Raw genomic sequence first — 26915 nt, forward strand, 5'->3', positions numbered from 1 at the left:
TGAAAGATATCTTTTCTTTTCAGACGGCCTCGCCGTTATCTACTTCCATAAAAAACACATCATGCATATTGTCGTTATCCCCTCTTGGTATCCTTCTTCCGAAACCGACGTGGACGGAATCTTTTTCCGCCTTCAAGCCCAAGCCCTGCAACGCGAAGGCATGAAAATCGGCATGGTCGTACCCATGTTCCGCTACTTGAGAAGCCAGCCGAAAACCATCTTCTCGCGCTTCTACGGCCTGCGCCGCCATCAGCAAGGCGGACTCAACACTTACGCCTATGACAGCATGTATTTCTTCCCGCGCTGTCCGGTTGTCGATATCGACCGCATCCGCTGGGTCAACGCAGGCATGAAAGCTTTTGAAGCCTATATCGCCGACAACGGCAAACCCGACGTAATTCATGCCCATTGCGTCAACTATGCCGCCATTTTGGCCTGTGCCATCTTCAAAAAATACGGCATTCCCTATGTGATTACCGAACACAGCAGCGCCATTTCACGCGGCCTTGTCCGCAAAAACCAATGGCCATCCATGCACGAAGCCGTGCGCCACAGCGCCGCCCGGTTCGCCGTCAGCCGTGATTTCTGCCGCATTCTCGAAAAAACCTACGCCGGTACAGACTGGCAATACCTGCCCAATATGCTGGGCGGTAATTTTGAACAGGATTTCGAGTTCCCCGAAAAAAACAATCAAGACTTTACCTTCTGCAGCGTCTCCCACCTGCGCCACCTCAAAGGCCACGACCTGCTCCTGCCTGCCTTTGCCGAAGCACTCAAAACCTATCCGCAGCTCAAACTCAAAATCGGCGGCGGCGGCGTAGAAGAAGGCCGTCTGAAACAGCTGGCAAGCAACTTGGGCATCAACCACGCCGTTACCTTTACCGGCGCATTGACCACCGACCAAACCCTAGACCTCATGCGCCACAGCAACGCATTCGTCCTCGCCAGCCGTACCGAGACCTTCGGCGTCGTCTATATCGAAGCACTGTCTCAAGGTTTACCCGTTATCGCCACACTCTGCGGCGGCCCCGAATCCATCGTCACTTCCGACAACGGCCTGCTGGTGCCAATCGAAAACATACCGGAGCTGACCAAAGCATTGCTCACCCTCTACAAAAACTATGCCAACTACGATCCCGTCCGTTTGCGCCAAGATTGCCTGCAACAATTCGGCAGCCGTGCCATTGCGCAACACCTGATCGACACCTTCCAAAAAGTGCTTAATAAGTAGGCATAAACCATACAGGCCGTCTGAAATCCTTCAGACGGCCCGTCTTCTTCCAACAAGACAAATCTAGTGTAAAATTAAGACAATAACTAAACTTTTTGATTTAAAATCAGTCAAAGCGAAAATTGTTACCTACAATAATATCCCCACATACATTATGCGCTATTACGGAACGATTACTCGCTGGAACAACAAGCGCGGCTTCGGAGCCGCTACTATAGAAGACACAGGCCAAGAAATCTTTCTTGCCCTTGCCGCCTTCACCACCCTTACCCGCCTTCCGGCCGAAGGGCAACACATCTCCTTCAACATCACAGAAGGCCGACGCGGCCGCAAAGAAGCCGAAAACGTCTGCTTCGCCCTCGATTGCGCCGACTGCTTCGATGTCCTCGTCCCTCCCCCCGAAAAACCCCTCGCCGGCAAACAGGCCATCATCGGCCTGATTGCCGTTATCTTCGTCTGCAGTATTTTCGCCACCTTGTGGTACGGCCTCCACTTTTCCGACAACACTCCAGAAGAGCCGGCCGTCAAAAAACAAGAAACCATGGTTCACGAAGTAGCCGCCAAAATCGAAGCGGAACGCAAAGCATGGCGCGATGCCGTCAACGGCAGCAACCAACGCTCGGGGCAACCTCAACGCGCCAAAGATAATACGTCAAAACAATAACGCTTTATCCAATACAAAAAGGCCGTCTGAAAAAATGGGAAGATGAAATTATGGATTTCTTCCTCATTCTTTCAGACGGCCTTTGTTCTTACCTCAATTCGGCTCAGCCATTTCCAATGCTTGTTTAATGTCCACAGCCACAACGCGCGATACGCCTTTTTCCTGCATGGTTACGCCGACGAGCTGCTCTGCCATTTCCATGGTCAGGCGGTTGTGGGAGATGTAGAGGAACTGGGTTTGCGCCGACATTTCTTTGACCAGGTTGCAGAAACGCGAGGTGTTGGCGTCGTCCAGCGGGGCGTCGACTTCGTCCAGAAGGCAGAACGGGGCGGGGTTGAGGCTGAACAGGGCGAACACGAGGCTCATGGCGGTGAGGGCTTTTTCGCCGCCGGAGAGGAGGTGGATGGTGCTGTTTTTCTTGCCGGGCGGGCGCGCCATGATGGATACGCCGGCGGTCAGAAGGTCGTCGCCTATCATTTTGAGGGTGGCCTCGCCGCCGCCGAACAGAGTCGGGAAGAAGGTTTGGACTTTGCTGTTGACGGCGTCAAAGGTTTCTTTGAAACGCGCTTTGGTTTTGTCGTCGATTTGGGCGATGGCTTCTTCCAAAAGGGTGATGGCTGCCTGCACGTCTTCGCTCTGGCTGCGGTAGTAGCCGTCGCGTTCGCGCGCTTCTTCGAGTTCTTGCAGGGCGGCAAGGTTGACGGCGCCGAGGGCTTCGATTTGCTGGGTGAGGCTGCCGATACTGCTGTTTAATACTTTCGGCGATTCTTTCGCCAACGCTTCGAGCGCGTCCAAATCGGCGGCGCGTTCGGTCAGGTTTTGATGGTAGCGTTTGGCGTTAATCAGGGCTTCCTGCTGCTGCAACAGGGCGGTTTGGGTAGCGGCCTGAAGCTGTGGCAACTGGGTTTGCAGGGTTTGCACTTTAGCGTATTGCTCCCTACCCTGCTCCTGAATCTGTGCGAGTTTCTCCTGTACGACAATATATTCTTCGTCCAAAGTCTGTACGGCTTCGCTCAACTCTTCAAGCTTGATGTGCTGCTCGTCGTTTTGGAACTCGGTTTCATAGGCGAGAGCAAGCTCTTGCTGGCGTTCCTGCCAGTCCAGGGTTTGCTGTTCGAGCCGGGCGATTTGCTGCTGGTAGTTTTGTTTTTGCTGGTTGAGTTTGTGGACGGCGACTTCGGCCAGCCCGTATTGGCGGTTGGCTTCCAACAGGGCAAGCTGCGCCTGTTTCAGACGGCCTTGCTGCTCTTGGCGGCTGTGCGCGGTGGTTTGCTGCTGGTGTTCGAGTTCGGCGGCGGCTTCCTGCAAAGTAACGATGTCGTCTGAAAGACCGTCGGACGCGTGTTGCAACACGGTCTGTTCTTCCGCCAACTGCGCCAGTTCGCGCCCGATGTGTTCGCGGCGGATTTGCCCTTGGTTGGTGCGTGCCAGAAGTTCGGCGGCGCGTTGCTGCGCCTGGCTGTATTGGCGCGTGTGCTGCTGTTGCTGCTGCATCAGGTTTTTGTGTTGCACTTCGGACGAGCGTACGGCAACCTCCGCCTGTTTGAACGCGGCTTCGGCGGCGGAGAGTTCGGGGGCAAGTTTTTCCAGTTCGGACGCGATGCCGTCGAGGCGCGCTTTTTGGGCAATCAGGCTTTCCTGCGCGGGCTTGGCATAGAGCAGGACGCTGACTTTATCGACCTGATGGCCTTCGGGTGTGAGCCAGATTTGGTGTGCGCCCAAATCGCTTTGATGCACGAGGGCGTAGCTCAAATCGGGCGCGCACAATACGCCGTCGAGCCAGTGGTGCAATGCCGTCTGAAACGGCGGCTGCGCTTGGATTTGGTTCAGCAATGCCTGTACGGGCAGGGATTTTTTGATGCCGCCGGAGAGGTCGTCTGAAAGCCATGCCGCCTGCCCTTGCGGCAAAGGTGCGGGCGGAACGAAGCCGTGCGGCACGGTGCGGGCGTGCAGGCGTTCGGCAAGGATGACGGACAGGGCGTGCTGCCACTCGGCGGGCGCGGTGATGTGTTGCCACAGTTGCGGCGCGGCGGCGTGGTCGGTTGCCTGCCAGAAGTCGGCGGCTTCCTGCTGTTGCGACAGGATTTGCGCCAACGCCTGCTGCTGCGCCTGCAAGGTGATGTGTTGCTGCTTCAGGCTTTGGAAGCGGTTTGAGGCCGTCTGAAACGCCTCGCGGGCTGCGTGCAAGGCTTCTTCGGCGGCAATGATTTGTTCTTCGTAATGCTCTTGCTGGCTTTGCAACAAGGTAGCGGCTTCCTGCGCGGCAGTGGTTTCGGCCTCGTTAGGCAGGTTCAGAGCTTGGTTTTCCTGTTTCAGACGGCCTTTACGCTCTTCATGCTTGGCAATCGTTTGTTCGGCATGGGCAAGCTGCTGCTGCTTCAACGCCAACTCGCGGCGGATGCGGTTTGCCTCGTCCTGCTGGGTTTGGAAGGCGGCGTTGAGCGTGGCTTGGGCTTCCTCCAATTCGGGCAGACGCTCTTCGTGTTCGGCAACCTGCATCGCCCACTCTGCCAATTCAGTTTGCTTTTCTTCGACCTGCAACTCGTTTTCTTCCAGCTTGACGCGGATTTGCTGCTGCTCTTGATGAATGCGTTGCATCTGCGCCTGCGCCGCCTGTTTGTCGCGTTCGATGCGTTGGTGCAGGTTTTGCTGATGGCGGATTTGTTCTTCCAAACGAGCAATCTGCTCGCGCAACACGCTGCGTTTGTTGCTCAATTCATGTACCGCCTGCTGCTGCGCCTGTTCGGCAGTCTGCAAGGCGTGTACTTCGTCATTTAGCGCCTGAATCTGCGCGGCTGTTTCGTCCTGCTGTGCCTGCAAAGACTGATGCTGCGCGGTCGCCTTGTCGGCGGCGGCAAGCGATTGCTGCCATTGGGCGTAATCGAGCAAATCCTGTTGCTGGTTCAACTGCGCGGTCAGGGATTTGTAGCGTTCGGCGGTTTCGGCTTGTTTTTCCAGCTTTTCCACCTGACGCGCCAACTCGTTCTGCAAATCGCCCAAACGCTGCAAATGCTCGCGCGTGTCTTTCAGACGGCCTTCCGTCTCCTTGCGGCGTTCCTTATATTTGGACACGCCCGCCGCCTCCTCGATATAGGCGCGCAACTCCTCCGGCCGCGCTTCAATGATGCGCGAAATCATCCCCTGCTCGATGACAGCATAACCGCGCGCTCCCACGCCCGTACCCAGAAACAAATCGGTAATGTCTCGGCGGCGCACGGTCTGATTGTTGATGAAATAAGTTGATTCGCCCTGCCGCGTCAGCTGCCGCTTGATGCTCACCTCGGCATACTGCCCCCACGCACCCTGCAAACTGTGGTCGCTATTGTCAAACACCAGCTCCACCGAAGCCCTCGGCGCAGGACGGCGCGTCGCCGCACCGTTAAAAATCACGTCCTGCATACTCTCGCCGCGAAGCTGCTTCGCCGAAGCCTCGCCCAAAACCCAACGCACCGCGTCAATCACATTCGACTTGCCGCAGCCGTTCGGCCCGATAACCGCAACAAGCTGCCCCGGCACATGAATCGTGGTCGGGTCGGTAAAAGATTTGAAGCCGGAAAGTTTGATGTGGGTCAGGCGCATGGCAATGTTTCGAATCGGAAAAGAAGGCGTATTTTAACGGAAATACGCTTATCCGTTGAGAGAAAAGTATCCATAAAGTCCGACTGCTTTTTTATCCTCAAAAGGCCGTCTGAAAAGTTTGTTAAAAAGAAACAGACTAGTATTGAACTCACTAAACTATTTAAAAGAAATTCATATAAAACAATTAACTAAAAAAACACCTACCCAACCACCTGCCCTTTGATTAATTTTTGTACAGAAATGCAAACAATCTGTTTATTTTTTTATGATTTATGGTTATTATCGGGCTTTAAAGGTTTAAAAATCAGATAAACGATATCTCCGACCTTTTCATCAAGCGAATAACTATACAGGGAATCTCATGTCAAACATCCAAACCAAACTTAAAACCATCGTTTTTACAGCCATCAGCGCGGCCATCTTGTCCGCATGCGGTGGTGGCGGAGGCGGCGGTTCATCTGCTTTAAGCACCGGCGCGACTCCTACCAATAATACCGGCAACTCTGCCGGCAATAATGGCAATCCTGCCAACAATAACAACAATGCCAACACTCCGAAAGCACCGTCTACTACGCTTACCAACAGTGCCGACAACCTCGCCAAACTGACCGATGAAGATCCAATCGATCCGGCCAACGTTAGCCAGCCTTTGCACACACATTTCATCTCCTCCAAAGGTGCACAGCAATCCAACCCTAACGTACAAATCCGCAAAGATGCCGCAGGCAAAATGTTCCAAACAGACAATCAAGACCGTAACCAAAATGGTCTGATCAGTTCTATTGACTTTAACAGCAATGATGAAGTCAAAATGGACGGCGTTGTGTTATTTAACAAGACCACTGATGGCAACGCAACCCAACCTACATGGACAAGCTACGCTTCTGTTATTGCCAAAGTATATTCAAAAGGCAATACTCAAACTGATGTCAGCGAACAAACGGGCAAAGAGAAAAATACCAAATTTGCATACGGAAAATCAACTTTGGATGAACGTATTGTTGAACTTTATAAAAAGTTAGAAGCTGAAAAAGAAAATCTAAAAAAAGAACAAAACTCAGAGTCTGGCCAAATTGATCATGACAAAATAAAGGAAATTGAATCTAAAATTAGAGACTTAGACACTTTATACAAAAAAAATCTGCAACATCGCACTAATCTGGCAACCTTTAATAAAATTGACAGCGATAATTTAGCCTACTTCCGCACCGATAAAAACGGCTTAGTTTTTGACAAACAATTCGACGGTGTCTATGTCATCAATTTTGATGACGGCACCAAAATTGTGTTGCATGATCCTTCTGCGGCCGGCTGGACATATCAAACCTTCGCGCATTACACCGACCCTAAAGGACATGTATACCAAGGCTACCAAAGCCTGGGCGATGAAACTGTCTTCACTACCCTGCCTGCTAAAGGTACAGCCACCTACAAAGGTATTTCCACTGCCTATGTGGTTACCGACAAGAACAATCGTCAGTTGACTTCCAATGTCATGGCTATCGTTGATTTCGGCCTCAAAGGTGTCCGTTTTGAAACGTCAAACTCACACTTCCATACTTTGGAAAATGGTAAGCGTGTATCCCAAGCAGATAAAAACTACGATTTCAAAGGTACGGCAAGCTGGAAAGACGGCAACCTCTTCTCCGGCAAAGTCAGCACGGCCGATGACAAGTTAAGTGGCAACCTGAACGGCAAATTCTACGGTCCCAATGCTGCAGAAATTGGCGGCACTTACGGCTTGAAAAACAAAGATGCAACCGAACATTTAATCGGTGGCTATGGCGCGAAACGTCAATAAACCTGCCTAAACAAAAGGCCGTCTGAACTTTCAGACGGCCTTTTGTTTTTTTAGCTTGGATTACACCGACACGGCGGCTTTGATGTGCGGATGCGGTTCATAGCCTTCCAGCTCGAAGTCTTCAAATTTGAAGGCAAACAAGTCTTTGACTTCAGGATTGATTTTCATGGTCGGCAGGCTTCGGAAATCGCGGCTTAATTGCAGTCGGGCCTGCTCGATATGGTTGCTGTACAAATGGGCATCGCCAAACGTATGGATAAACTCACCGGCTTCCAGTCCGCACACTTGTGCCATCATCATGGTCAACAATGCGTAGCTGGCGATGTTGAACGGTACGCCAAGGAAGATATCGGCGCTGCGTTGGTAAAGCTGGCAAGACAGTTTGCCGTTGGCAACGTAAAACTGAAACAGCGCGTGGCAAGGCGGTAAGGCCATTTCGTCGACCAAAGCCGGATTCCATGCAGACACAATCAGGCGGCGCGAGTCGGGATTTTTCTTGATTTGTTCCACCACATTGGCAATTTGGTCGATATGGCGGCCGTCGGGTGCGGGCCAGCTGCGCCATTGGTAGCCGTAAACCGGGCCTAAATCGCCGTTTTCGTCCGCCCATTCGTCCCAAATGGAAACGTTGTTGTCTTTCAGGTATTTGATGTTGGTATCGCCTTTGAGAAACCACAGCAGCTCATGAATAATCGAGCGCAGATGCAATTTTTTGGTGGTCAACAGCGGAAAGCCTTCACTCAAATCAAAACGCATTTGGTAACCGAACACGGAACGCGTGCCGGTGCCGGTACGGTCGGATTTGTCGATACCATTGTCGAGGACATGGCGCATAAGGTCGTGATAGGCTTTCATGGGTTTCCTTAATGTATGTGTTGTGGGAATTTGATGCGTATTGTACCGAATTTTCAGACAGCCTGCCTCTCTGTCTGCAATGGACCAACCCTTCCTCTAGGCTTAGCGTATATCCGTTAATAATGTTGACAATTTAGCATTTATTTACAAGAAATTTTGAGCCAAATAAAATTTTTACAAAAAAATTTTGAAATTTTCTAGTTTAATTACTTAGAACTTTATAGCTTATTATTTTTAACATATGAAATATAATCCATAATTTTCAATAATTCTAAAAATATAATTCCAATTTTACAAATTGGTAAAAAAATAATGTCAACAATCCGGTTAAAATTTTTCTTGGCAAGTAAATTTTTTACAGTTATATTTCAAAACATAAATATTGAAACATCTCACTCGATAGGAGTTGAAAAATGACTGACCTGAACACCCTGTTTACCAATCTTAAACAACGCAACCCCAACCAAGAACCCTTCCACCAAGCCGTTGAAGAAGTATTCATGAGTTTGGATCCGTTTTTGGCGAAAAACCCGAAATACACCCAACAAAGCCTGCTTGAGCGTATTGTTGAACCGGAGCGCGTGATTATGTTCCGCGTCACTTGGATGGACGACAAAGGCCAAGTTCAAGTCAACCGCGGCTACCGCATTCAAATGAGCTCCGCCATCGGTCCTTATAAAGGTGGTTTGCGCTTCCACCCTACCGTCGATTTGGGCGTATTGAAATTCCTCGCCTTTGAACAAGTGTTCAAAAATGCGCTGACCACCCTGCCTATGGGCGGCGGCAAAGGCGGTTCCGACTTCGACCCTAAAGGCAAATCCGATGCCGAAGTAATGCGCTTCTGCCAAGCCTTTATGACCGAACTCTACCGCCACATCGGTGCCGATACTGACGTTCCTGCCGGCGACATCGGCGTAGGCGGCCGCGAAATCGGCTATCTGTTCGGCCAATACAAAAAAATCCGCAACGAATTTGCTTCCGTCCTAACCGGCAAAGGCCTCGAGTGGGGCGGCAGCCTGATTCGCCCTGAAGCCACCGGCTACGGCTGCGTGTATTTTGCCCAAGCCATGTTGGAAACCCGCAACGACAGTATCGAAGGCAAACGCGTGTTGATTTCCGGCTCCGGCAACGTGGCGCAATACGCTGCCGAAAAAGCCATCCAACTGGGTGCAAAAGTATTGACCGTTTCCGACTCTAACGGCTTTGTCCTCTTCCCTGATAGCGGTATGACCGAAGCACAACTGGCTGCTTTGATCGAGCTGAAAGAAGTACGCCGCGAACGCGTGGCCACTTACGCCAAAGAACAAGGCCTGCAATACTTTGAAAACCAAAAACCGTGGAACATCGCAGCCGAAGTCGCTCTACCTTGCGCCACCCAAAACGAATTGGATGCAGACGCTGCCAAAATCCTGCTGGCAAACGGTTGCTACGTCGTTGCCGAAGGTGCGAACATGCCGTCAACTTTGGGCGCGGTCGAACAATTTATCAAAGCCGGCATCCTCTACGCTCCGGGCAAAGCCTCCAACGCCGGCGGCGTGGCAACTTCAGGTTTGGAAATGAGCCAAAACGCCATCCGCCTGTCTTGGACTCGTGAAGAAGTCGACCAACGCCTGTTCGACATCATGCACAACATCCACGAATCCTGCCTGAAATACGGCAAAGTCGGCGACAAAGTGAACTACGTCAATGGTGCGAACATTGCCGGTTTCGTCAAAGTAGCCGATGCTATGTTGGCACAAGGTTTCTAAACCTCTATCCAGCCAAACCAAAGGCCGTCTGTTTTCAGACGGCCTTTTTCTTTTCATGCAAATTTTATACGCCCAAATAACCTTCCCTGCTGGAAAGCCACCTTGCCAGATGCGCTTCGACGATTTCAGGGTTTTGTTCGATTAACATGGGCGCGATTTCGCGCGCTTGTTCCAAGAGGTGCAGGTCTTCTTCGAGGTTAGCGAAGCGCAGCATAGGGACGCCGCTTTGGCGCGCGCCGAGAAATTCGCCGGGACCGCGGATATTGAGGTCTTGGCGGGCGATTTCGAAGCCGTCGGTGTGTTCGTAGATGACTTTCAACCGCGCTTTGGCGAGTTCGCTTAAAGGTTCGGCAAACAGGAGGACGCACACGCTTTCTGCCGCGCCGCGCCCTACCCTCCCGCGTAATTGGTGTAGCTGCGCCAAGCCCATGCGCTCGGCGTGTTCGATCACCATCAGGGCGGCGTTGGGCACATCTACGCCGACTTCGATGACGGTGGTGGCGACCAAGACGTTCAGACGGCCTGCGGCAAAATCCGCCATGACTTCGGCTTTTTCAGCGGCCTTCATGCGCCCGTGTACCAAGCCGATGTTGAGTTCGGGCAAGGCTGCCTGAAGCTGGGCTAGGGTTTCGGTGGCGGTTTGCAGTTGCAGGGTTTCGCTTTCTTCAATCAGCGGGCAGACCCAGTATGCCTGCTGCCCTTTGCGGCAGATGTTGAGGACGAAGCCTTCGACTTCGGCGCGGCGGACGTTGTTGACGAGGCGGGTTTTAATCGGGGTGCGCCCGGGTGGCAATTCGTCGATGACGGATACGTCCAAGTCGGCAAAGAAACTCATGGCGAGCGTGCGCGGGATAGGTGTGGCGGACATCATCAGCTGGTGGACGTCGCGCCCTTTGTTTTTGAGGGCGAGGCGTTGGGCGACGCCGAAGCGATGTTGTTCGTCCACAATCACCAAGCCCAGATTTTGAAACTCGACGTCGTCTGAAAACAGGGCGTGCGTGCCGACGGCGATTTTGACGGTGCCGTCGGCGAGTTTGGCTTTGGCTTCGTCTTTGGCTTTTTTGCGCTGGCTGCCGGAAAGCCAGACGACTTCAAGGTCCAACGGCTCAAGCCATTGTTTGAACTTGATGAAATGCTGTTCGGCAAGGATTTCAGTCGGCGCCATTACAGCCACCTGCGCACCGGATTCAATAGCCGTCAAAGCAGACAAAGCAGCAACAATGGTTTTGCCGCTGCCGACATCGCCTTGCAGCAGGCGGTGCATAGGATGGGTTTGCGCCATGTCGCGGCGGATTTCGGACACGACTCTTTCTTGTGCATCGGTCAGGGCAAACGGCAAAGCGTGGCGCAGGGCTTGGGTCAATGTGCCATCTCCGCCCAATGCCGCTGCCGTGCCGCTGACACGCTTCTGCCGCGCCAAGCGCATGGAAAGCTGTTGCGCCAAAAGTTCGTCGAATTTGAGCCGCTGCCATGCAGGCAGCGCGCCGTCTGAAAGTTGATGGATGGTGAAACTCGGCGGCGGCGAGTGCAAAAGGCGCAGGCTTTCGGCAAGGTGTGGCAGTTTCAGACGGCCTAATAAAGCATCAGGCAAGGTGTCGTGCAACGGCGTAATGTCCAAGGCTGTCTGAATAATACGGCGCAAAGTGGGCTGGTTCAAACCGTTTACGGTCGGATAAATCGGCGTGAGGCTTTCCGCCAAACCGCTGCTCTCGGCATCGCGGATTTTGGGATGAATCATCTCGTCGCCGTGAAACCCGTGCTTGATTTCGCCCACGGCGCGGATGCGCTTGCCGACCGCCATCTGTTTCTGGTTGCTGGCGTAAAAGTGGATGAAGCGCAAAAAAAGGACACTGCCGGAACCGTCGGCGATTTGGACAATCAACTGCTTGCGCGGTTTAAACGTGACTTCCTGATGGATGACCTCGCCCTCGACCTGACACGGCACGCCGATAGGCGCGTCCTTAATCGGCATGATGTGCGTCTCGTCCTCGTAACGCAGCGGCAAATGCAAAACCAAATCCCATGCGGTATGGAGGTTGAGTTTCTCTAGCTTCTTAGCGGAAACATCGGTAATTTTGAGCTGTTTTTGGGTTTCGGGCGTCATCTTAAAAGGCAGCTGATTGAAAGTTTGCTGTATTTTATCCGAAAACAAAAAGGCCGTCTGAACGCAATGTTTCAGACGGCCTTCAAAGCTGAATACTTGAAACGAATTAATATTTGAAAATACGCCGGCTATCGAATCAACTTCAGCCATTGTTAGGAAACAGCTTTCAAAAAAGAAGGATATTCAACCCATACTTTTATCAGGAATTTAGCCAATAATGTTTACATACCCAATCATTATCCATTCTCTCTAGAAATGCCAATCCAATTTCAGTTTGACTGTCCGCGGTTCGCCATAGAAATTGTTTTGACCTCGCGTACGGTTGTAGTTGTTTTCAAAATACGTCCTGTCAGCCAGGTTAGTTCCGATCAGGCTGATTCTGCCGTGTTTGTGAAAGTCATATTGAACAAAGCCATCTATAAGTCCGTAGCCTCCTTGGCGAATATTGTAAAGGCTACTTGTGCGACTTTGCGCGGATATTCCGCCGCCCAAGGTTAATTTAGTTTGAGGCAAGCGGTAGCTTGTACCGAGGCGGAACATATGTACCGGCGTGAAGTTACTGAAGTTATACGGGTCGGCACTCGTGTTTTTCTCCAACCGCTCCGCGTTGACTTCCGCAGCATTTTTATACTTGCTTTTGTTATATGTGTAGCCAACAAAAATACGCCAGTTTTCCGACAATTCGCCAGCCAATTCAAGTTCTGCACCGCTGCTCTTAACCTTACCCACAGGTTTGGCGATGGTTTGGAATGAGCCTCCGTTACGACTAGTATCGGGAACAAATCCGAAATCGACAACGGTTCGGTTTTTCTGCTGTAAAACAAATAAGGCAAGCGAAGCATTCAGACGGCCTTGCAAGAACGACCCTTTCCAACCTATTTCATAGTTGGTCCCGATGAGTGGTGGAAGAACGGATTTGCTGGTTACATCAACGTTATCCTGTTGTTTAAAAATCTTAGTATAGCTGGCATACAAGCTTTGTTGCGGTGTCAGGTCGTAGGTAATGCCTGCATATGGCGTGAACCTATGACTTTGCATTTTTGAGGTGTAGTGTTCTTTGTCGATTTTGTTACTACTCTCAGTTTGAAATGCCGTAGCAGGCTGGCCGTAGCGTACAGGCATTTCTTTGGTTTGTGTGGTTTCATAGCGCGTATAGTGCATACCGCCCAAGAGATGCAGACGGTTGGTTGCATTAAAACGGGTGCTGACAGTCAAAGAATGTGTTTTATTCGTGTTAAGGTATTTCGAATAATTGTATAACGCCGGAACATGATCATCTGCAACCTGAACAGTTTTCCACAGCGGTATTTTCAGATATTGGTTTGCCCATTTCAAATTTCCCTCTTCATCCCGCTCCTGTATTTTGTTTCCATTTGCATCCAATTCGTAAACAGGATCTTGCACCATTACGCGCTCACCATTGTCGTTGACTGTCCAGACAGGCTTGCCCTCCGCATCCAAACGGGGAGTATATTTGGTAACATGCGCGCCACTGCATTCCGGCACATAGATTTTGTTATTACCTTTTTCATTATAAATATGCCAATCTGGCTCGACAATACCTTTTTCTAAAGGATTACGCTCCGGACCATCGGGATGAATGCCGCAACTGCCTGCACCTGCATAACCTTGAGGACGGACAAAATAACGGTTTTGATATATTTCCGTATAGGCAGAACGGATTTTTTCATTGTTATACGCATAGCCGACAAAGAAATCATGTTCACGTCCAAGCAGGCGGTAGTTACCTGTTAAATCCAGCTTAAAACCCCATTGTACATCGTGTTTGGTATAGTGCAACGGCATGAAATTGTAACGGCGGTTGTATGTGTGGCGAAGATTGTATGCTGAGTCGTATAGACGGTTGGGAAACAGGCCTTCTGCATTGTTAACAATGCCTTGCTTTGCAAGCTCCTTATCAATAAACTCTTTTTTATCTACTTCTACACCCGGATCCTGCCAGTCGTTGCACAGAAAATCCAAACCAATGTCCTGCATACATTGATCAAAACCTGCCCGACGTGCTGCCGCCCTTTGGGAGCGATATTGTTCAAAAGCAGATGCATCGAAACGATGGGCAATGTAATCTGCTTTTTTCTCTTCATATGTTTTAGTGACACCATCACGATATTCTTTTAATTTTGCCAACGCCTTGTCTTTAGGCTCAAAAGGGATAACCTCCCCCTTCTCGGTTAAGAAACCCGTTGCCTCAGATGCTGAAATACCTGCCGCGTGTTCGTTTTTCAGAAAAAATTGTCCGACTTTGGCATCTGAATCATTATGCGTATAAGAAATTTCTGCATTGAGTTGCCATCCATTGTCAAAGACATGTTTGAAACCGGAAAAAATATTGTATTTATCAGCATTCAGGCGTGACCATGAAGTTTCACCCAAATAAGTATTGCGTGGCAATTTCAAAGGATTGTTACAGGCAGGACTGGAGCTGAAGGCCGCAGTTTTTTGATCCTCGCAAGGTAAAATCACGCCGGCAAAATCGGGAATATCTTTATTCTTCTGATAAGTACCACCCAAAGTCAGCATACTGTTATCACTCAAATCCGTATCGATCACGCCATAAACCATGTCTTTCTTGTTCCATACACCCTCTTTAAAAGAACGGTGGTCCTCATGAACACCAACCAGCCTACCGCGTACCGTATGTTCATTATTCAAGCTTCCAGATACATCCAAAGCCAAACGCTTGCTGCCCCTATGGTCAGTACTGATTTCACCGGTATGCTTAAACAGAGCTGTTGGCCGCTTACGGATTAAATTAATGGTTCCACCCGGTTCGGAATTGGATTGAGTAAGACCGGTTGCACCTCTGACAACCTCAATGTGATCATAAACAGCAAGGTCTGTGCTCGGAGAGACATCGATTTTTGCCGTATAGCCCGAACGTCCAGACACATTAGTGGTAATACCGTCTTCACCAATCTGATCAACATAGAAACCACGAGACAAAAAACGAGTTTGTAGGCCCGAATCGCGAACCACGTTGATTCCCGTAGTGTTTTTCATTGCCTCTTCTAAAGAATATATTGCTTTATCATCTAGCTGCCGACGCGTCATTACGCTCACCGACTGCGGCGTATCCTTGCCTGAAATACGCAAGCCAGTCGCTGTTGCCATCGTTCCAATTGTATAAGACTGACTGCGCTCGGTATTCCTTTGTGCCTGCCGTTTGCCACTGACCTTGACCGTATCCATGTCTACATGTTCCACTTCTTGATGTCCCGTATCTGCAAAAACAGTTTGGCAAGGCAGTACTAATAACAAACAGATTGTTTTCATTTGAAAATCAGGTTTCACAACTATTTCCTTAATTAATAAAATCTACTTACCTATTTGATAAAAATTATAATTTATTAATTTTAAATGATATTTAATCTATAAAATTAAAATATAATAGTAATGATAGGCGGAATCATTATATACCTGATGCATTAATATATGAACTTTTTGTTATAGATTTTTTCTTATGTCCTGATTTTTAGATAAAAAAAGGCCGTCTGAACGCAATGTTTCAGACGGCCTTAATTTAGGTATAACGCGATTAAGCGTTAGCTTCCTGTTGTTGTTGGTAGATTGCTTCGAAGTTGATCGGAGCAAGCAGTACAGGTGGGAAGCCGGCGCGGGTTACGCTGTTGGAAATAGCTTCGCGTGCGTAAGGGAACAGGATGTTTGGACAAGCAACGCCCAGCAGCAGTTGTACGTCTTCTTCAGGAATGTTTTCCAGACGGAAGATGCCGCTTTGGGTAACTTCGTTCAAGAACATGGTGCGCTCTTCGTTCAGTTTGGCAGTCACGGTCACGGTAACGTCAACGCTGTAGAAGCCGTCTTCCAGTTTGGTGTTGCCGGTAGAAACGCGCATATCCACTTCAGGCTCGCCTTGTTCCAAGAAGATTTGTGGTGCGTGAGGCACTTCCAAAGACAAGTCTTTTACATACAGACGCTCAACGCTGAATACGGGTTGCAATTCTTCGCTCATTTTATTTTCCTAAGTTAAGGGTTAAGGATTCAGTAATTCGTCCAACTTGCCTTCCTGCTGCAAGCGGTACAAATCGGTAAAGCCACCGACATGGGTGTCGCCGATAAAAATCTGCGGCACGCTGCGCTGGCCGGAAAGCTGCTGCATTTCGGCAAAAACTTCCGGATTACCGTCGATGCGGATTTCGTTGATTTCTTTCACACCCACCGCTTGCAACAGCCTTTTCGCCATGGTGCAGTACGGGCAATATGGACCGGTATAAACAGTAACAGTTTGCATGATTTCTTCCAAAATACCAATGTTCATGACTATATGGGCATAAGCGTTATTTTACAAGTGTTCCCGCCGTACGGTTGTAAAAAACATTCAGACGGCCTCTTGGTATAAACATCTGCGCAGATGCGGAAAACCCATAATTAAAGTATGATAAGCGCTTTCGCTGAATGACTTTTGCCATTTGTTTTTTTGAAGAAGAACACTTCGCAAAAGTTTTTCTATTCAAAATCAGGTATCCCCATGCTTTCAGGAATCCCCATCCCCAAGGACGCCGTGCGTCCGCCCGAAACCGTCCTCGTCAACATCACGCCGCAGGAAACGCGTGTGGCCGTTTTGGAAGAGAACAATATCTGCGAGCTGCACATCGAGCGCAACAGCGGCCATAGCTTGGTCGGCAATATTTATTTGGGCGTCGTCAAACGCGTCCTTCCCGGCATGCAAAGCGCGTTTATCGATATTGGCTTAGAACGCGCCGCGTTTCTGCACATCGTCGATGTCCTCGAACAACGCCGCAATCCGGACGAAACCCAACGCATCGAACACATGCTCTTTGAAGGCCAGTCCGTCTTGGTTCAAGTCATCAAAGACCCCATCAATACCAAAGGCGCACGCCTGTCCACCCAAATCTCACTGGCCGGCCGTTTCCTCGTCCATCTTCCGCAAGAAGACCACATCGGCATTTCCCAACGCATCGAGGATGATGCCGAACGCAGCAGTTTGAGGGAGCGCCTCAACAACCTGCTGCCCGAAAATGCCTGCCACGGCTACATCATCCGTACCAACGCCGAAAACGCTTCCGATGACCAACTGCAATCAGACATCAACTATCTGACCAAAGTGTGGGAACACATTCAAAAACAGGCGAAAATCCAACCGCCTGAAACCCTACTGTATCAAGATTTGCCTTTGAGCCTGCGCGTTTTGCGCGATATGTTCAGCCTCGATACGCACAAAATCCTGGTTGACTCCACTGAAAACCACCGCCGCATGACCCAGTTTGCCGAGCAATACGTCCAAGGTGCATTGGGCAGAATCGAGCTGTTCAAAGGCGAACGCCCCCTATTTGAAACCCACAATATCGAGCAGGAAATCGCCCGCGCCCTGCAACCGCGCGTCAACCTCAACTTCGGCAGCTATCTCATCATCGAGTCCACCGAAGCCATGACCACTATCGACGTCAACACCGGCGGCTTTGTCGGCGCGCGCAACTTTGATGAAACCATCTTCCGCACCAACCTTGAAGCCTGCCACACCATCGCCCGCGAGCTTCGCCTGCGCAATCTCGGCGGCATCATCATCATCGACTTCATCGATATGGCGCAGGAAGCCCACCGCGAAGCCGTCCTGCAAGAGCTTGCCAAAGCCCTCGCCTTCGACCGTACCCGCGTTACCCTCAACGGTTTCACCAGTTTGGGGTTGGTCGAGCTGACGCGCAAACGTTCGCGTGAAAACTTAAGCCAAATCCTCTGCGAACCCTGCCCTTCCTGCCAAGGCCGGGGCCGTCTGAAAACGCCGCAAACCGTGTGCTACGAAATTCAGCGCGAAATCGTCCGCGAAGCGCGCCGCTACGATGTCCAAGCCTTTCGCATCTTGGCCGCTCCGAATGTCATCGACTTGTTCTTAGACGAAGAATCGCAATCGCTGGCGATGTTGATAGACTTTATCGGCAAACCGATTTCACTGGCTGTCGAAACCGCCTACACGCAGGAACAATACGATATTGTGTTGCTGTAAAGATAAGGCCGTCTGAAAACTTTTCAGACGGCCTTCTTGTTTGAATAAACAAAGATTACGGTTTCACTACTTTACCGTTGATTTTGACGGAAGTCAGTTTCAGGTTGTAGGTTTTGCCGTCATCGGTATAGCTGATTTGCGCAGGGATATTGTCGATATCGGAAGCAAACGAGTAAGTAACGGTATCGTCGCCGCGGCGGACGCGATATTTGCTCACAGGCGTTGTACCGCCGTTCAATTTATAGCTTTCGCTGCCGATTTTGTTCATGCTGCCGACGGTGTACAGTTTTTTACCGTTGGTAATTTTCAAACCTGACGGCAGGCGTACGTCATTGGCGGCCAGTTGCCATGCCAAAGTGAACAAGTCCATGGCCGGGCCGGATTTTTCGGTTTTCAAATCACCTGCTTTGCCGTAAGTGATGTTGCCGCCGGAGAATTTGGCCTCGGCATACAATTTACCACCGCGTACATCTTTGTAGTAAGACGGATGCAAGGTCGTGCCGTTGATGCTGCCGCCGGATTCAAAGCGGATATTGTAAAGCGGTACTTTGATGGTAGAAACAATTTTGTATTGGCTGCCGCTGCGTGTGAAGGTCATGGTTGCAGGAATACCGTAGCTGCCTGAGTATTGCAAAACGGCAGATTGCGGCAATTCAGCGGCTTGTGCGCCGATAGAGGCAGTGAGCAGGGAAAGTGTCAGCAGGGTTGTTTTAATCGGATTCATGATGTTTTCCTTGTGTGTATGGTGTTTTAATTAAGCCAGCAGGCTTTGACCGGCGGCATTACGTTGTGCATTCAAAACGCGGTTGCCCTCGATTTTCAGATGGCCTGCAACAAAGTCAGCAACGGCTTGCGGGAAAAGCCGGTGTTCAACCGTCAGCACGCGTGCGGCAACATCGTCAGCGGTATCGCCGTCCAAAATAGGCACAATGCCTTGCGAAATAATCGGACCGCAATCCAGCTCAGGGGTTACGAAATGGATGGTGCAGCCTGCCACTCGGCAACCTGCTTCCAATGCGCGTTCATGGGTATGCAGACCGGTGAAAGAAGGCAGGATGGACGGATGGATATTGATCAGGCGGTTTTCATAATGGGCGCAGAATTCCGGAGTCAAAATGCGCATAAAGCCCGCCAATACAACCAAATCGGGCTGATAGGCATCGATTTTCTCCATCATGGCCTGATCAAATGCCAGACGCGAGTCGAAGTTTTTATGGTTCAAACTGTCGGTGGCTATACCGCGCTCTGCCGCCCAGGCCAATCCGGCTGCGGTCTCGTTGTTACTCAATACGGCTGCAATGTTGGCATCGGGAATATCGGCATTCACAATCGCCTGCATATTGCTGCCGCGTCCGGAAATAAGGATGACGATATTTTTCATCATAATTCCTTGTTGGTTTGGAACAAAGGCCGTCTGAAACGGAATTTTTTCAGACGGCCTTTTATCCGTTGTTTAAGGGCGTAAGCCTTGATTCGGATTATTGAACTTTTTGTACGTCAACTTGTACTGGTTGTTGTGCGGCAGCATCAGGCGCGCCGACTTTAACCAGTTTCACGTCGAATACCAAAGTGGCGTTCGGGCCGATTTTATCGCCGGCGCCAACTTCGCGGTAAGCCAATTTGGCCGGGATGTAGAATGTTGCTTCGCCGCCTTCTTTCAAGAGTTGGATACCTTCAGTCCAACCTGGAATGACTTGGCTTACAGGGAAGCTGACTGGGCCGCCGTTGGCTTTGCTGCTGTCAAATACGGTACCATCAATCAGACGGCCTTCGTATTCAACGGTAACCATGTCGTCTTTAGTCGGTTTTTTACCTTCGCCTTCTTTGGTGATTTTGTATTGCAGACCGGAAGCGCTGGTTTTCACGCCTTCTTTAGTCGCGTTTTCTTTCAAGAACGCTTCGCCTTTTTCCAAGTTTGCTTTGGCATCTTCAGCACGTTTGGCAGCCGCTTTTTCTTGTTGCTCTTGCAGGAATTTCATCATCACTTCCTGAGCTTGGGCTTCAGTCATTTTGACTTCTTTGCCTTCAAACATGGCTTCCATGGCTTCGGTGAAGACTTTCAAATCGATTTCTGTGCCTTGGTCTTTCATTTGTTTCAATGAACGGCCGATGTCCACACCCATTGCGTAGCTGGCTTGTTGGGCAGTAGAACCGATGGCGGAAGCATCTGCAGTCGCATTTGAAGCTGCGGAAGCAGCAGGAGCATCTTTGGCGGCAGTGTCTTTTTGTTGGTTGCAAGCAGTCATCGCCAACAGAGCAGACAAAGCCAATGCGCTGAATTTGAAAGTTTTGTTCATGATTATGTCTTTTCCGGAAAGGTCAAAAAAGGGGATTATAGCTGAGTTTGATTGAAATGGAATCAAGGTGGATTAAAATTTGTAAAGGCTCTTATCAAAAACATCAAGGCCGTCTGAAAACAGGTTTCAGACGACCTTGTCTTAGCTATCGGTCAACCGATTAATACCAACCGCGCAGTTTCATTGCTTTTTCAACACGACGGATACTCATCATGTAAGAAGCGGTACGCAGGTCAACATCGTATTCTTGAGCCAAGTTCCAAATATCGCGGAACGCACGGCGCAGAACCACGGTTTCTTTCTCTTGAACTTCGTCAAACTCCCAGTAGTAGCCTTGCAGGTTTTGTACCCATTCAAAATAAGATACAACCACGCCGCCGCAGTTTGCCAAAATATCAGGAACAACCAATACGCCGTTTTGACGCAGGATAACATCTGCCTCTGGAGTAGTCGGGCCGTTTGCGCCTTCAACCACGATTTTTGCGCGGACTTTACCGGCATTTTCAGAAGTCAGTTGGTTTTCCAGCGCGCAAGGGGCGAGTACGTCCACTTCCAAAGCCAAAAGTTCGGCATTGCTGATTTCTTTGCCGTAGCCGGCTTCGTTGGTGATGAAACCTTTGGTTTGGAATTCTTTGATGATTGCTTCCATATCCAAGCCGTTTTCGTTGTAGATGGCAACGTCAACAGTAGATACGGCAACGATTTTCGCACCGGCTTTGTGTGCATAGTAACCGGTGTGGTAGCCCACGTTACCGAAACCTTGAATGGCGTAAGTGGCACCCTTCACGTCTTTGCCCAGTTTTTCCAAAGCTTGGACGGCGGCGAAGTTTACGCCGTAACCAGTGGCTTCGGTACGTGCCAAAGAGCCGCCGAACTCAACCGGTTTGCCGGTGAATACGCCCGGTGCGGAATGTTTTACCACGTTTTCATAGGCATCAACCATCCAAGACATGATTTTGCCGTTGGTGTTCACATCGGGGGCGGGAATGTCGATTTTCTCGCCGATCAGCGGAGAAATGGCTTCGGAATAAGCGCGGGCGATGCGTTCCAATTCTGCTTCGGAATAATTGCGCGGATCCAAAGTGATGCCGCCTTTGCCGCCGCCGTAAGGAATACCGGCTACGCAGCATTTGATGGTCATCCAAATTGACAGGGCTTTGACTTCGTCCAGATTCACATTGGGATGGAAGCGCACGCCACCTTTGTAAGGGCCGACGGCGTTATTGTGTTGGGAACGGTAACCGGTGAAATTTTCTACTGTACCGTTGTCGAGTTTGACAGGGAAGTTCACTTCCAAAACACGTTGCGGCTTTTTCAAGATTTCAAATACTGCCGGATCGGCATTCAGGCGATCGCAGGCAATTTTTACTTGTTTTTGTGCAATTTCAAACGGATTCAGTGTTTCTTTAACAGCAGATGCGGACATGTATTTTTCCTTTTCATACACATGATTAGACGAGAGCCATACTTGTTACTATATACAAAAACGAGAGAAAATGTAATAGCATGTAGTCAATAAAAAGCAAATCCATTCATTTATATATGAATTTAGTTTGAGGCCGTCTGAAAATATAGACGCCTTGACTCAAATTTTTCAGACGGCTCAGCCCCAATATTTCTCAAACCCTCTCCAAAAACGATACAAACCCTTTGTTTTTCAATACCTACCCGAGTTCCCTTTTTGTTGACAAAATCACTTCTACCCTTCCCGACAAACAACCAACCCAACGCCTGCAAAAATTGTTAACAATTTAAACAAGCAGCCATTGAAAAATCGGCAAAACATCGGCAAATCGGGGAAATAATGCTAAAATAACGCCTTAAATGATATGACAGAAAGCTATTTAATGACCGCTGCTACTTTAGAACACGTTCAAGCCGTTGCTTTTGATTTGGACGGCACTTTATGCGATTCCATTCCGGATTTGACCGCCGCCGCCCAAGCTATGTGCGAATACCTGGGTTTGCCTGTTTTACCCACTCAAACGGTTGAAAGTTATGTCGGCGACGGCATCGGCAAGTTGGTTCATCACGTCATTACCCATGATCGCGAAAAAGAAGCCGATCTTGAAATCTGGGAAAAAGGCCTTGTGTTCTTTATGAAATATTATCGCGAGCACTTGAGCGACTTTACCCGCCCCTACCCTGAAACTGAGGCCGGCCTCGGCCTGCTCAAATCCTTGGGGATTCCATTGGTTGTCATTACTAACAAAAATGAAATTCTGGCTGCAGAGCTGCTGAAACAGCTCAATCTCGACGGCTACTTCAGCCTGGTTCTCGGCGGTGACAGCCTGACCGAGAAAAAACCCAGCCCATTGCCGCTTCAACATGCAGCCGAAGTTTTGGGCATCGACGTTGCCAATATGCTGATGGTGGGCGACTCTAAAAATGACATTATTGCCGCCAAAGCGGCCGGTTGCTTCAGCGTCGGCGTAACATTCGGCTACGGCGACATGACCTTGCTCTCCCAAGACAAAGCGACCAAACCTGATTTGTTGATTCGCGCCCTGCCTGAAATCTACGAAAATCTGCAACCGCAAAAAAACAAAGACGAAGAATAATTCGGCTTTATTTTCAGACGGCCTTTTCGGTGCTTTTACCTAATCAGGCCGTCTGAAAATGTAATTCAATGTAGTTAAATCCCTCCCCTTCCATATCCCCATGAAACCTCCCAAAACCTTACGTGCCCGCGCCTTGGATATTCTTTCCCGTCAAGAAGTCAGCCGCGTCGGTTTGAAACGCAAACTGGCTCCGCACGCTGAAAGCGAAGAAGAATTGGAAAAGGTTTTGGACGAATTCGCTGAGCGAAATTGGCAATCCGACCAACGTTACGCTGAAGCCTATATTCACAGCAAGAGTAACCGTTACGGCACGCTCCGCCTCAAACAAGCCTTGGCTCAACAAGGTATTGATGCGGATGACTGTCGGGAATTACTGCCCGACAGGGAGGACGAGCTGCAAACCGCCATTTCTGTTTTGCGTAAAAAATTCAAGCAAGAAGCTGAAGATTTGAAAGAAAAACAAAAACAAGCGCGTTTCCTTGCGTATCGCGGCTTTAGTGCAGACACTATTCAGACGGCCTTAAAAACCGCGTGGAATGAAGAAGACTTCTATCAATAATCATTCCTACTTGAATCTTTACGGCTATCGGCGTACCCTTACGCTTTCATTCAATAATCCAATCAGAGCTTCATCATGTCCGACAAACCACACGATACATCCAATCCCCTACTCGAAGACGAACGCAAAAACCCTGTTTACCGCTTGGGTCAGGCAGTGGCCGGATTCATGTTGCTGGTTTGGGCCGGCGTTTTGGTCTTAGTTTTTTTCTTGGTTTTCCGATTTTGGTTGAGTTAAATCCAATCTGAAGCATTATTTTTCTTCAAAACAAACTGAAAGAAGTTTGTTTGTACATACTCAAAAGGCCGTCTGAAAACACTTTCAGACGGCCTTTGCTTATAACGAGATTATCCTCGAATCACTTTGCGGATATTCGGATTGGCATGCATCTCATGAACAATCTGATTAACCTGATCCAAGTCCTTGACTTTAATTGTGAATTTAAATTCTACAAAGCCTTCCGTTCCTGCTTGTGCTTTGGTCGGCGTATCGACAGATTCGATGTCCGCCCCCGAGTTGGAAATCGCTTGCGCCATTGAAGCCAACAAGCCATGAGCATCTTCGGATTTGACGTTGAGGATGGTGCGATACGTTTGATTACGCATACTGTCCCAACCGGCATCCAACTGCTCTTCCGGATCGGCTTTAACCAAAGTTTGGCAGGTATCACGGTGAATAATCATGCCCTTGTCTTTGACCAATAAGGCGCGAATCGGATCACCGGGAATCGGATGGCAACACTCGGCAAAATGAATCCGGCCGGTCTCTTGATCGTTGACTTTAATCGGGCTGAGTTTAACCTCACTGCCGAAATGTTGGCCAGCCAACTCGGCAATATGCATGGCAACGTGAATCGGCAAAGTATGCCCCATACCGACTTTATAGAGAACTTCTTCAAACGAAGTTTGTTTGGTATTCAAATCGGCAAGGTATTTTTCTTTGAGGTCGTCTGAAAGCAAAACATCTTTAGGCAGCAGGCTGGATAAAGCTTTTTGCAGCAGGTTTTCACCCAAAACAACGGCATCGTGACGATTCAGATTTTTAACGTATTGGCGGATGGCGCTGCGCGCACGACTGGAAACAGCAAAATTCAACCATGCCACATTAGGCTTGGCATGTTCGGAAGTAATGATTTCGACCGTATCGCCGGTTTTCAGCTTGGTGCGCAACGGCATCATGACATTGTTAATGCGCGCGGCAACGGTTTTATGACCGATGTTGGTGTGCACGGCATAGGCAAAGTCAATCGGCGTTGCACCCTTAGGCAAGGTCAAAATATCGCCTTTCGGAGTAACGATATAGACTTCGTTGGGGAATAAATCGACTTTGACATGTTCCAGAAACTCGATGGCATTTGAGCTGCTGGCTTGCAGGTCAAGAATATTTTTCAACCATCGGTTCATATGGAGGACGGCCTGATCCGGAGTGTTTTCTCCGGATTTGTAAATCCAATGGCCGGCAATACCGCCCTCGGCTACGGCATCCATTTCACGCGTACGGATTTGCACTTCGATCGGCAAACCGTAAGGGCCTACCAAGGTCGTGTGCAGGCTTTGATAACCGTTGCTTTTCGGGATGGCAATATAGTCTTTGAAACGGCCGGGCTTGGGTTGGTATAAATTATGCAATGCACCCAATGCGGCATAACAGGCAGGAATACTGTTGACGATGACCCGAAAGCCGTAAATATCCATTACTTCGGCAAAACGCAGTTTTTTAGCCAGCATTTTTTGATGAATGCTGTATAGGTTTTTCTCGCGGCCTTTGATTTTGGCTTCAATATTTGCACCCACCAAACGCTGACTGAATGCACGCAGCACTTTGCCGACAACATCGCGACGGTTTTTGCGGCTGTTGTCCATGGCTTTTTTCAGGGTTTCGTAGCGGCTTGGGTGAAGGTTTTGGAACGATAAGTCTTGAAGCTCTTGATACGCGTTGTTCAGACCGATGCGGTTGGCGATTTGAGCATAAATTTCGAGGGTTTCTTTGGCGATGCGGCGGCGTTTGTCCGGACGCATAGAGCCGAGCGTGCGCATATTGTGCAATCGGTCGGCCAGTTTGACGACGATGACGCGCACGTCTTTAGTCATGGCGAGGATCAGTTTGCGGAAACTTTCCGCCTGATGTTCGGCATGATCTTCAAATTTGAGTTTTTCCAGTTTGGAGAGGCCGTCTACCATTTCGGCAATGGTATCGCCGAATTCCGCCGCCATTTCGACTTTGGTTACACCCGTATCTTCCAACACATCGTGCATAACGCCTGCGCAAAGGCCCTGAACATCCATGTGCCAAATCGCAAGCTGCGTGGCAACGGCAAGGGGATGGGTGATGTAGGGTTCACCGCTCTTACGGGTTTGTCCGTCATGGGCATGAAAAGCGTAGGCAATGGCTTTTTCAAGCTCGGCCTGTTCATTCTCATTGAGATAAGATGCGGTGCGAAACAGAAGATCGCGCGCTTCTGCTGTCAACGGGTCATAAGGAGCGGTAGGCAGTGGGGCTGGCATTTTCAGACGGCCTTTTATGGCTATTTTTTTAAGCCGTCAGACTGTATCGGTTGTTATATTGCACCGATACAGTCCGCACGGCGGTTTTATCGGTTTGCCGGTTGTTTTATTTGTTGCGTGTCAAAAGCTCGGTTCCGATTTGTCCGGCTGCGATTTCGCGCAGGGCGGTTACGGTTGGTTTGTTGTTGCGGATGTCGTCAACCAAAGGCGTATTGCCGTTTTCCAATTGGCGTGCGCGACGGGCGGCAACGAGGGTAAGGTCGAAGTGGTTAGGGATTTTACCTGTGCAGTCTTCAGTAGTAATACGGGCCATGTTTGCTTGCTTTCTTTCTATGTTTCAAATAAAACGGTTATTTTCGCTGTTTTTTACGAATTTTCCAACAGGTTTGAGATAAATCCCTGCTGGGCGGATTTTTTCAGACGGCCTGCTTTAATAATGTGGAACAAATCGGCTTCGGCACGATCCAAATCGTCATTCACGACGACGTAATCGAACAAAACAGATTGTTCAATCTCATGACGGGCTTTGGACAGGCGTGTTTGAATGACTTCTTCGCTATCCGTACCACGGCCGATCAAACGTTGCGCCAATACCTCAAAGGAAGGCGGCAGAATAAAAATACTGCTGGCTTCAGGCAACGATTTACGCACTTGCGCCGCACCTTGCACATCGATTTCCAAAATCACATCATAGCCCTCTTCGCTCAACGAATTTACGCCGGCGATGCTGGTGCCGTAATAGTTACCGAACACATTGGCGTGTTCCAAAAAGGCCCTTTGCTCAATCAGTGATTCAAATTCGTCTTTGGGGACAAAGTGGTAATGCACGCCATGCACCTCTCCTTCGCGTGGCTGGCGCGTGGTGTGAGAAACGGAAACACGGATATCGTCATGATTTTTCAACAGGCGCGACACCAAAGTCGTTTTGCCTGTGCCCGAAGCGGCGGAAATGATGAAAATATTGCCTTTTTTGTGATTTTGCATGGTAATTCAGCCGATGGTATGTATCTG

Annotated in this window: 21 protein-coding genes; 8 read left to right on the top strand and 13 right to left on the bottom strand. The window is 49.5% G+C overall.

Going from position 1 to position 26915, the window contains the following annotated elements; genetic code table 11:
* The first annotated feature begins 61 nt into the window (after positions 1-61).
* Complete coding sequence (locus RRV97_RS05765) at positions 62-1231, top strand: glycosyltransferase (protein ID WP_315610980.1); 1170 nt, start codon at positions 62-64, stop codon at positions 1229-1231.
* A gap of 154 nt (positions 1232-1385) precedes the next feature.
* Positions 1386-1895 (top strand): cold shock domain-containing protein, encoded by a 510-nt coding sequence (locus RRV97_RS05770; RefSeq protein WP_315610981.1) that lies wholly within the window; start codon positions 1386-1388, stop codon positions 1893-1895.
* Between the two features lie 93 nt (positions 1896-1988).
* Here RRV97_RS05770 and smc read toward each other — a convergent pair whose 3' ends face one another.
* Complete coding sequence (gene smc, locus RRV97_RS05775) at positions 1989-5474, bottom strand: chromosome segregation protein SMC (RefSeq protein WP_315610982.1); 3486 nt, start codon at positions 5472-5474, stop codon at positions 1989-1991.
* 361 nt (positions 5475-5835) lie between these two features.
* On the opposite strand from smc, the gene RRV97_RS05780 reads away from it, so the two are divergent.
* A complete protein-coding gene (locus RRV97_RS05780) occupies positions 5836-7275 on the top strand; it encodes a transferrin-binding protein-like solute binding protein (RefSeq protein WP_315610983.1) in 1440 nt (479 codons plus the stop codon).
* A 60-nt stretch (positions 7276-7335) separates the two neighbouring features.
* Here the strand turns inward: RRV97_RS05780 and RRV97_RS05785 are convergent, their stop codons facing one another.
* Positions 7336-8130 (bottom strand): thymidylate synthase, encoded by a 795-nt coding sequence (locus RRV97_RS05785; RefSeq protein ID WP_070713092.1) that lies wholly within the window; start codon positions 8128-8130, stop codon positions 7336-7338.
* Positions 8131-8543: 413 nt separating this feature from the next.
* On the opposite strand from RRV97_RS05785, the gene gdhA reads away from it, so the two are divergent.
* Complete coding sequence (gene gdhA, locus RRV97_RS05790) at positions 8544-9878, top strand: NADP-specific glutamate dehydrogenase (RefSeq protein WP_003745850.1); 1335 nt, start codon at positions 8544-8546, stop codon at positions 9876-9878.
* A 64-nt stretch (positions 9879-9942) separates the two neighbouring features.
* Here gdhA and recG read toward each other — a convergent pair whose 3' ends face one another.
* The 4 genes from recG to grxC all read right to left on the bottom strand — a co-directional run bounded on the left by recG (position 9943) and on the right by grxC (position 16252).
* Positions 9943-11982 (bottom strand): ATP-dependent DNA helicase RecG, encoded by a 2040-nt coding sequence (recG, locus tag RRV97_RS05795; protein WP_315610984.1) that lies wholly within the window; start codon positions 11980-11982, stop codon positions 9943-9945.
* Between the two features lie 249 nt (positions 11983-12231).
* On the bottom strand, positions 12232-15276 hold the full coding sequence (locus tag RRV97_RS05800) for a TonB-dependent siderophore receptor (RefSeq protein ID WP_315612237.1): 3045 nt from the start codon (positions 15274-15276) through the stop codon (positions 12232-12234).
* A 262-nt stretch (positions 15277-15538) separates the two neighbouring features.
* Entirely contained in the window at positions 15539-15973 is a 435-nt protein-coding gene (gene secB / locus RRV97_RS05805) for a protein-export chaperone SecB (RefSeq protein WP_003745844.1), read from the bottom strand.
* A gap of 21 nt (positions 15974-15994) precedes the next feature.
* Positions 15995-16252, bottom strand: coding sequence for a glutaredoxin 3 (grxC, locus tag RRV97_RS05810; RefSeq protein ID WP_003684090.1), 258 nt, complete (start codon positions 16250-16252; stop codon positions 15995-15997).
* A 237-nt stretch (positions 16253-16489) separates the two neighbouring features.
* Between grxC and RRV97_RS05815 the strand changes: the two genes are divergently transcribed.
* Entirely contained in the window at positions 16490-17983 is a 1494-nt protein-coding gene (locus tag RRV97_RS05815; RefSeq protein ID WP_036491908.1) for a ribonuclease E/G, read from the top strand.
* Positions 17984-18038: 55 nt separating this feature from the next.
* Here the strand turns inward: RRV97_RS05815 and RRV97_RS05820 are convergent, their stop codons facing one another.
* From RRV97_RS05820 to RRV97_RS05835, 4 genes are all read right to left on the bottom strand, one after another.
* Positions 18039-18707 (bottom strand): DUF3108 domain-containing protein, encoded by a 669-nt coding sequence (locus tag RRV97_RS05820; protein WP_070584289.1) that lies wholly within the window; start codon positions 18705-18707, stop codon positions 18039-18041.
* A 30-nt stretch (positions 18708-18737) separates the two neighbouring features.
* Positions 18738-19364, bottom strand: coding sequence for a phosphoribosylglycinamide formyltransferase (purN, locus tag RRV97_RS05825; RefSeq protein ID WP_315610985.1), 627 nt, complete (start codon positions 19362-19364; stop codon positions 18738-18740).
* Between the two features lie 97 nt (positions 19365-19461).
* Positions 19462-20280, bottom strand: a complete 819-nt coding sequence (locus RRV97_RS05830; protein WP_003745836.1) for an FKBP-type peptidyl-prolyl cis-trans isomerase — start codon at positions 20278-20280, stop codon at positions 19462-19464.
* A gap of 160 nt (positions 20281-20440) precedes the next feature.
* Positions 20441-21706, bottom strand: a complete 1266-nt coding sequence (locus tag RRV97_RS05835) for a Glu/Leu/Phe/Val family dehydrogenase (RefSeq protein ID WP_049331560.1) — start codon at positions 21704-21706, stop codon at positions 20441-20443.
* Positions 21707-22127: 421 nt separating this feature from the next.
* Here RRV97_RS05835 and RRV97_RS05840 point away from each other — a divergent pair, with 421 nt between their 5' ends.
* The 3 genes from RRV97_RS05840 to RRV97_RS05850 all read left to right on the top strand — a co-directional run bounded on the left by RRV97_RS05840 (position 22128) and on the right by RRV97_RS05850 (position 23637).
* Entirely contained in the window at positions 22128-22841 is a 714-nt protein-coding gene (locus RRV97_RS05840; protein ID WP_315610986.1) for a phosphoglycolate phosphatase, read from the top strand.
* Positions 22842-22941: 100 nt separating this feature from the next.
* On the top strand, positions 22942-23400 hold the full coding sequence (gene recX, locus RRV97_RS05845; protein ID WP_315610987.1) for a recombination regulator RecX: 459 nt from the start codon (positions 22942-22944) through the stop codon (positions 23398-23400).
* A gap of 75 nt (positions 23401-23475) precedes the next feature.
* Positions 23476-23637 carry a hypothetical protein gene (locus tag RRV97_RS05850; protein WP_003745829.1) on the top strand — a complete coding sequence of 54 codons (162 nt, stop codon included), beginning with the start codon at positions 23476-23478 and terminating at the stop codon, positions 23635-23637.
* A 110-nt stretch (positions 23638-23747) separates the two neighbouring features.
* Here RRV97_RS05850 and RRV97_RS05855 read toward each other — a convergent pair whose 3' ends face one another.
* From RRV97_RS05855 to gmk, 3 genes are all read right to left on the bottom strand, one after another.
* The gene (locus tag RRV97_RS05855) at positions 23748-25904 is read right to left on the bottom strand and encodes a bifunctional (p)ppGpp synthetase/guanosine-3',5'-bis(diphosphate) 3'-pyrophosphohydrolase (protein WP_315610988.1); all 2157 of its coding nucleotides are present in this window, start codon (positions 25902-25904) and stop codon (positions 23748-23750) included.
* Positions 25905-26010: 106 nt separating this feature from the next.
* Positions 26011-26217 carry a DNA-directed RNA polymerase subunit omega gene (gene rpoZ, locus RRV97_RS05860; RefSeq protein WP_003682294.1) on the bottom strand — a complete coding sequence of 69 codons (207 nt, stop codon included), beginning with the start codon at positions 26215-26217 and terminating at the stop codon, positions 26011-26013.
* Positions 26218-26270: 53 nt separating this feature from the next.
* Positions 26271-26888, bottom strand: coding sequence for a guanylate kinase (gene gmk, locus RRV97_RS05865; RefSeq protein ID WP_003745825.1), 618 nt, complete (start codon positions 26886-26888; stop codon positions 26271-26273).
* Between the last annotated feature and the right edge of the window lie 27 nt (positions 26889-26915).

The sequence above is a fragment of the Neisseria sp. DTU_2021_1001991_1_SI_NGA_ILE_055 genome (assembly GCF_032342915.1).
In the GTDB taxonomy this organism is placed as follows: domain Bacteria; phylum Pseudomonadota; class Gammaproteobacteria; order Burkholderiales; family Neisseriaceae; genus Neisseria.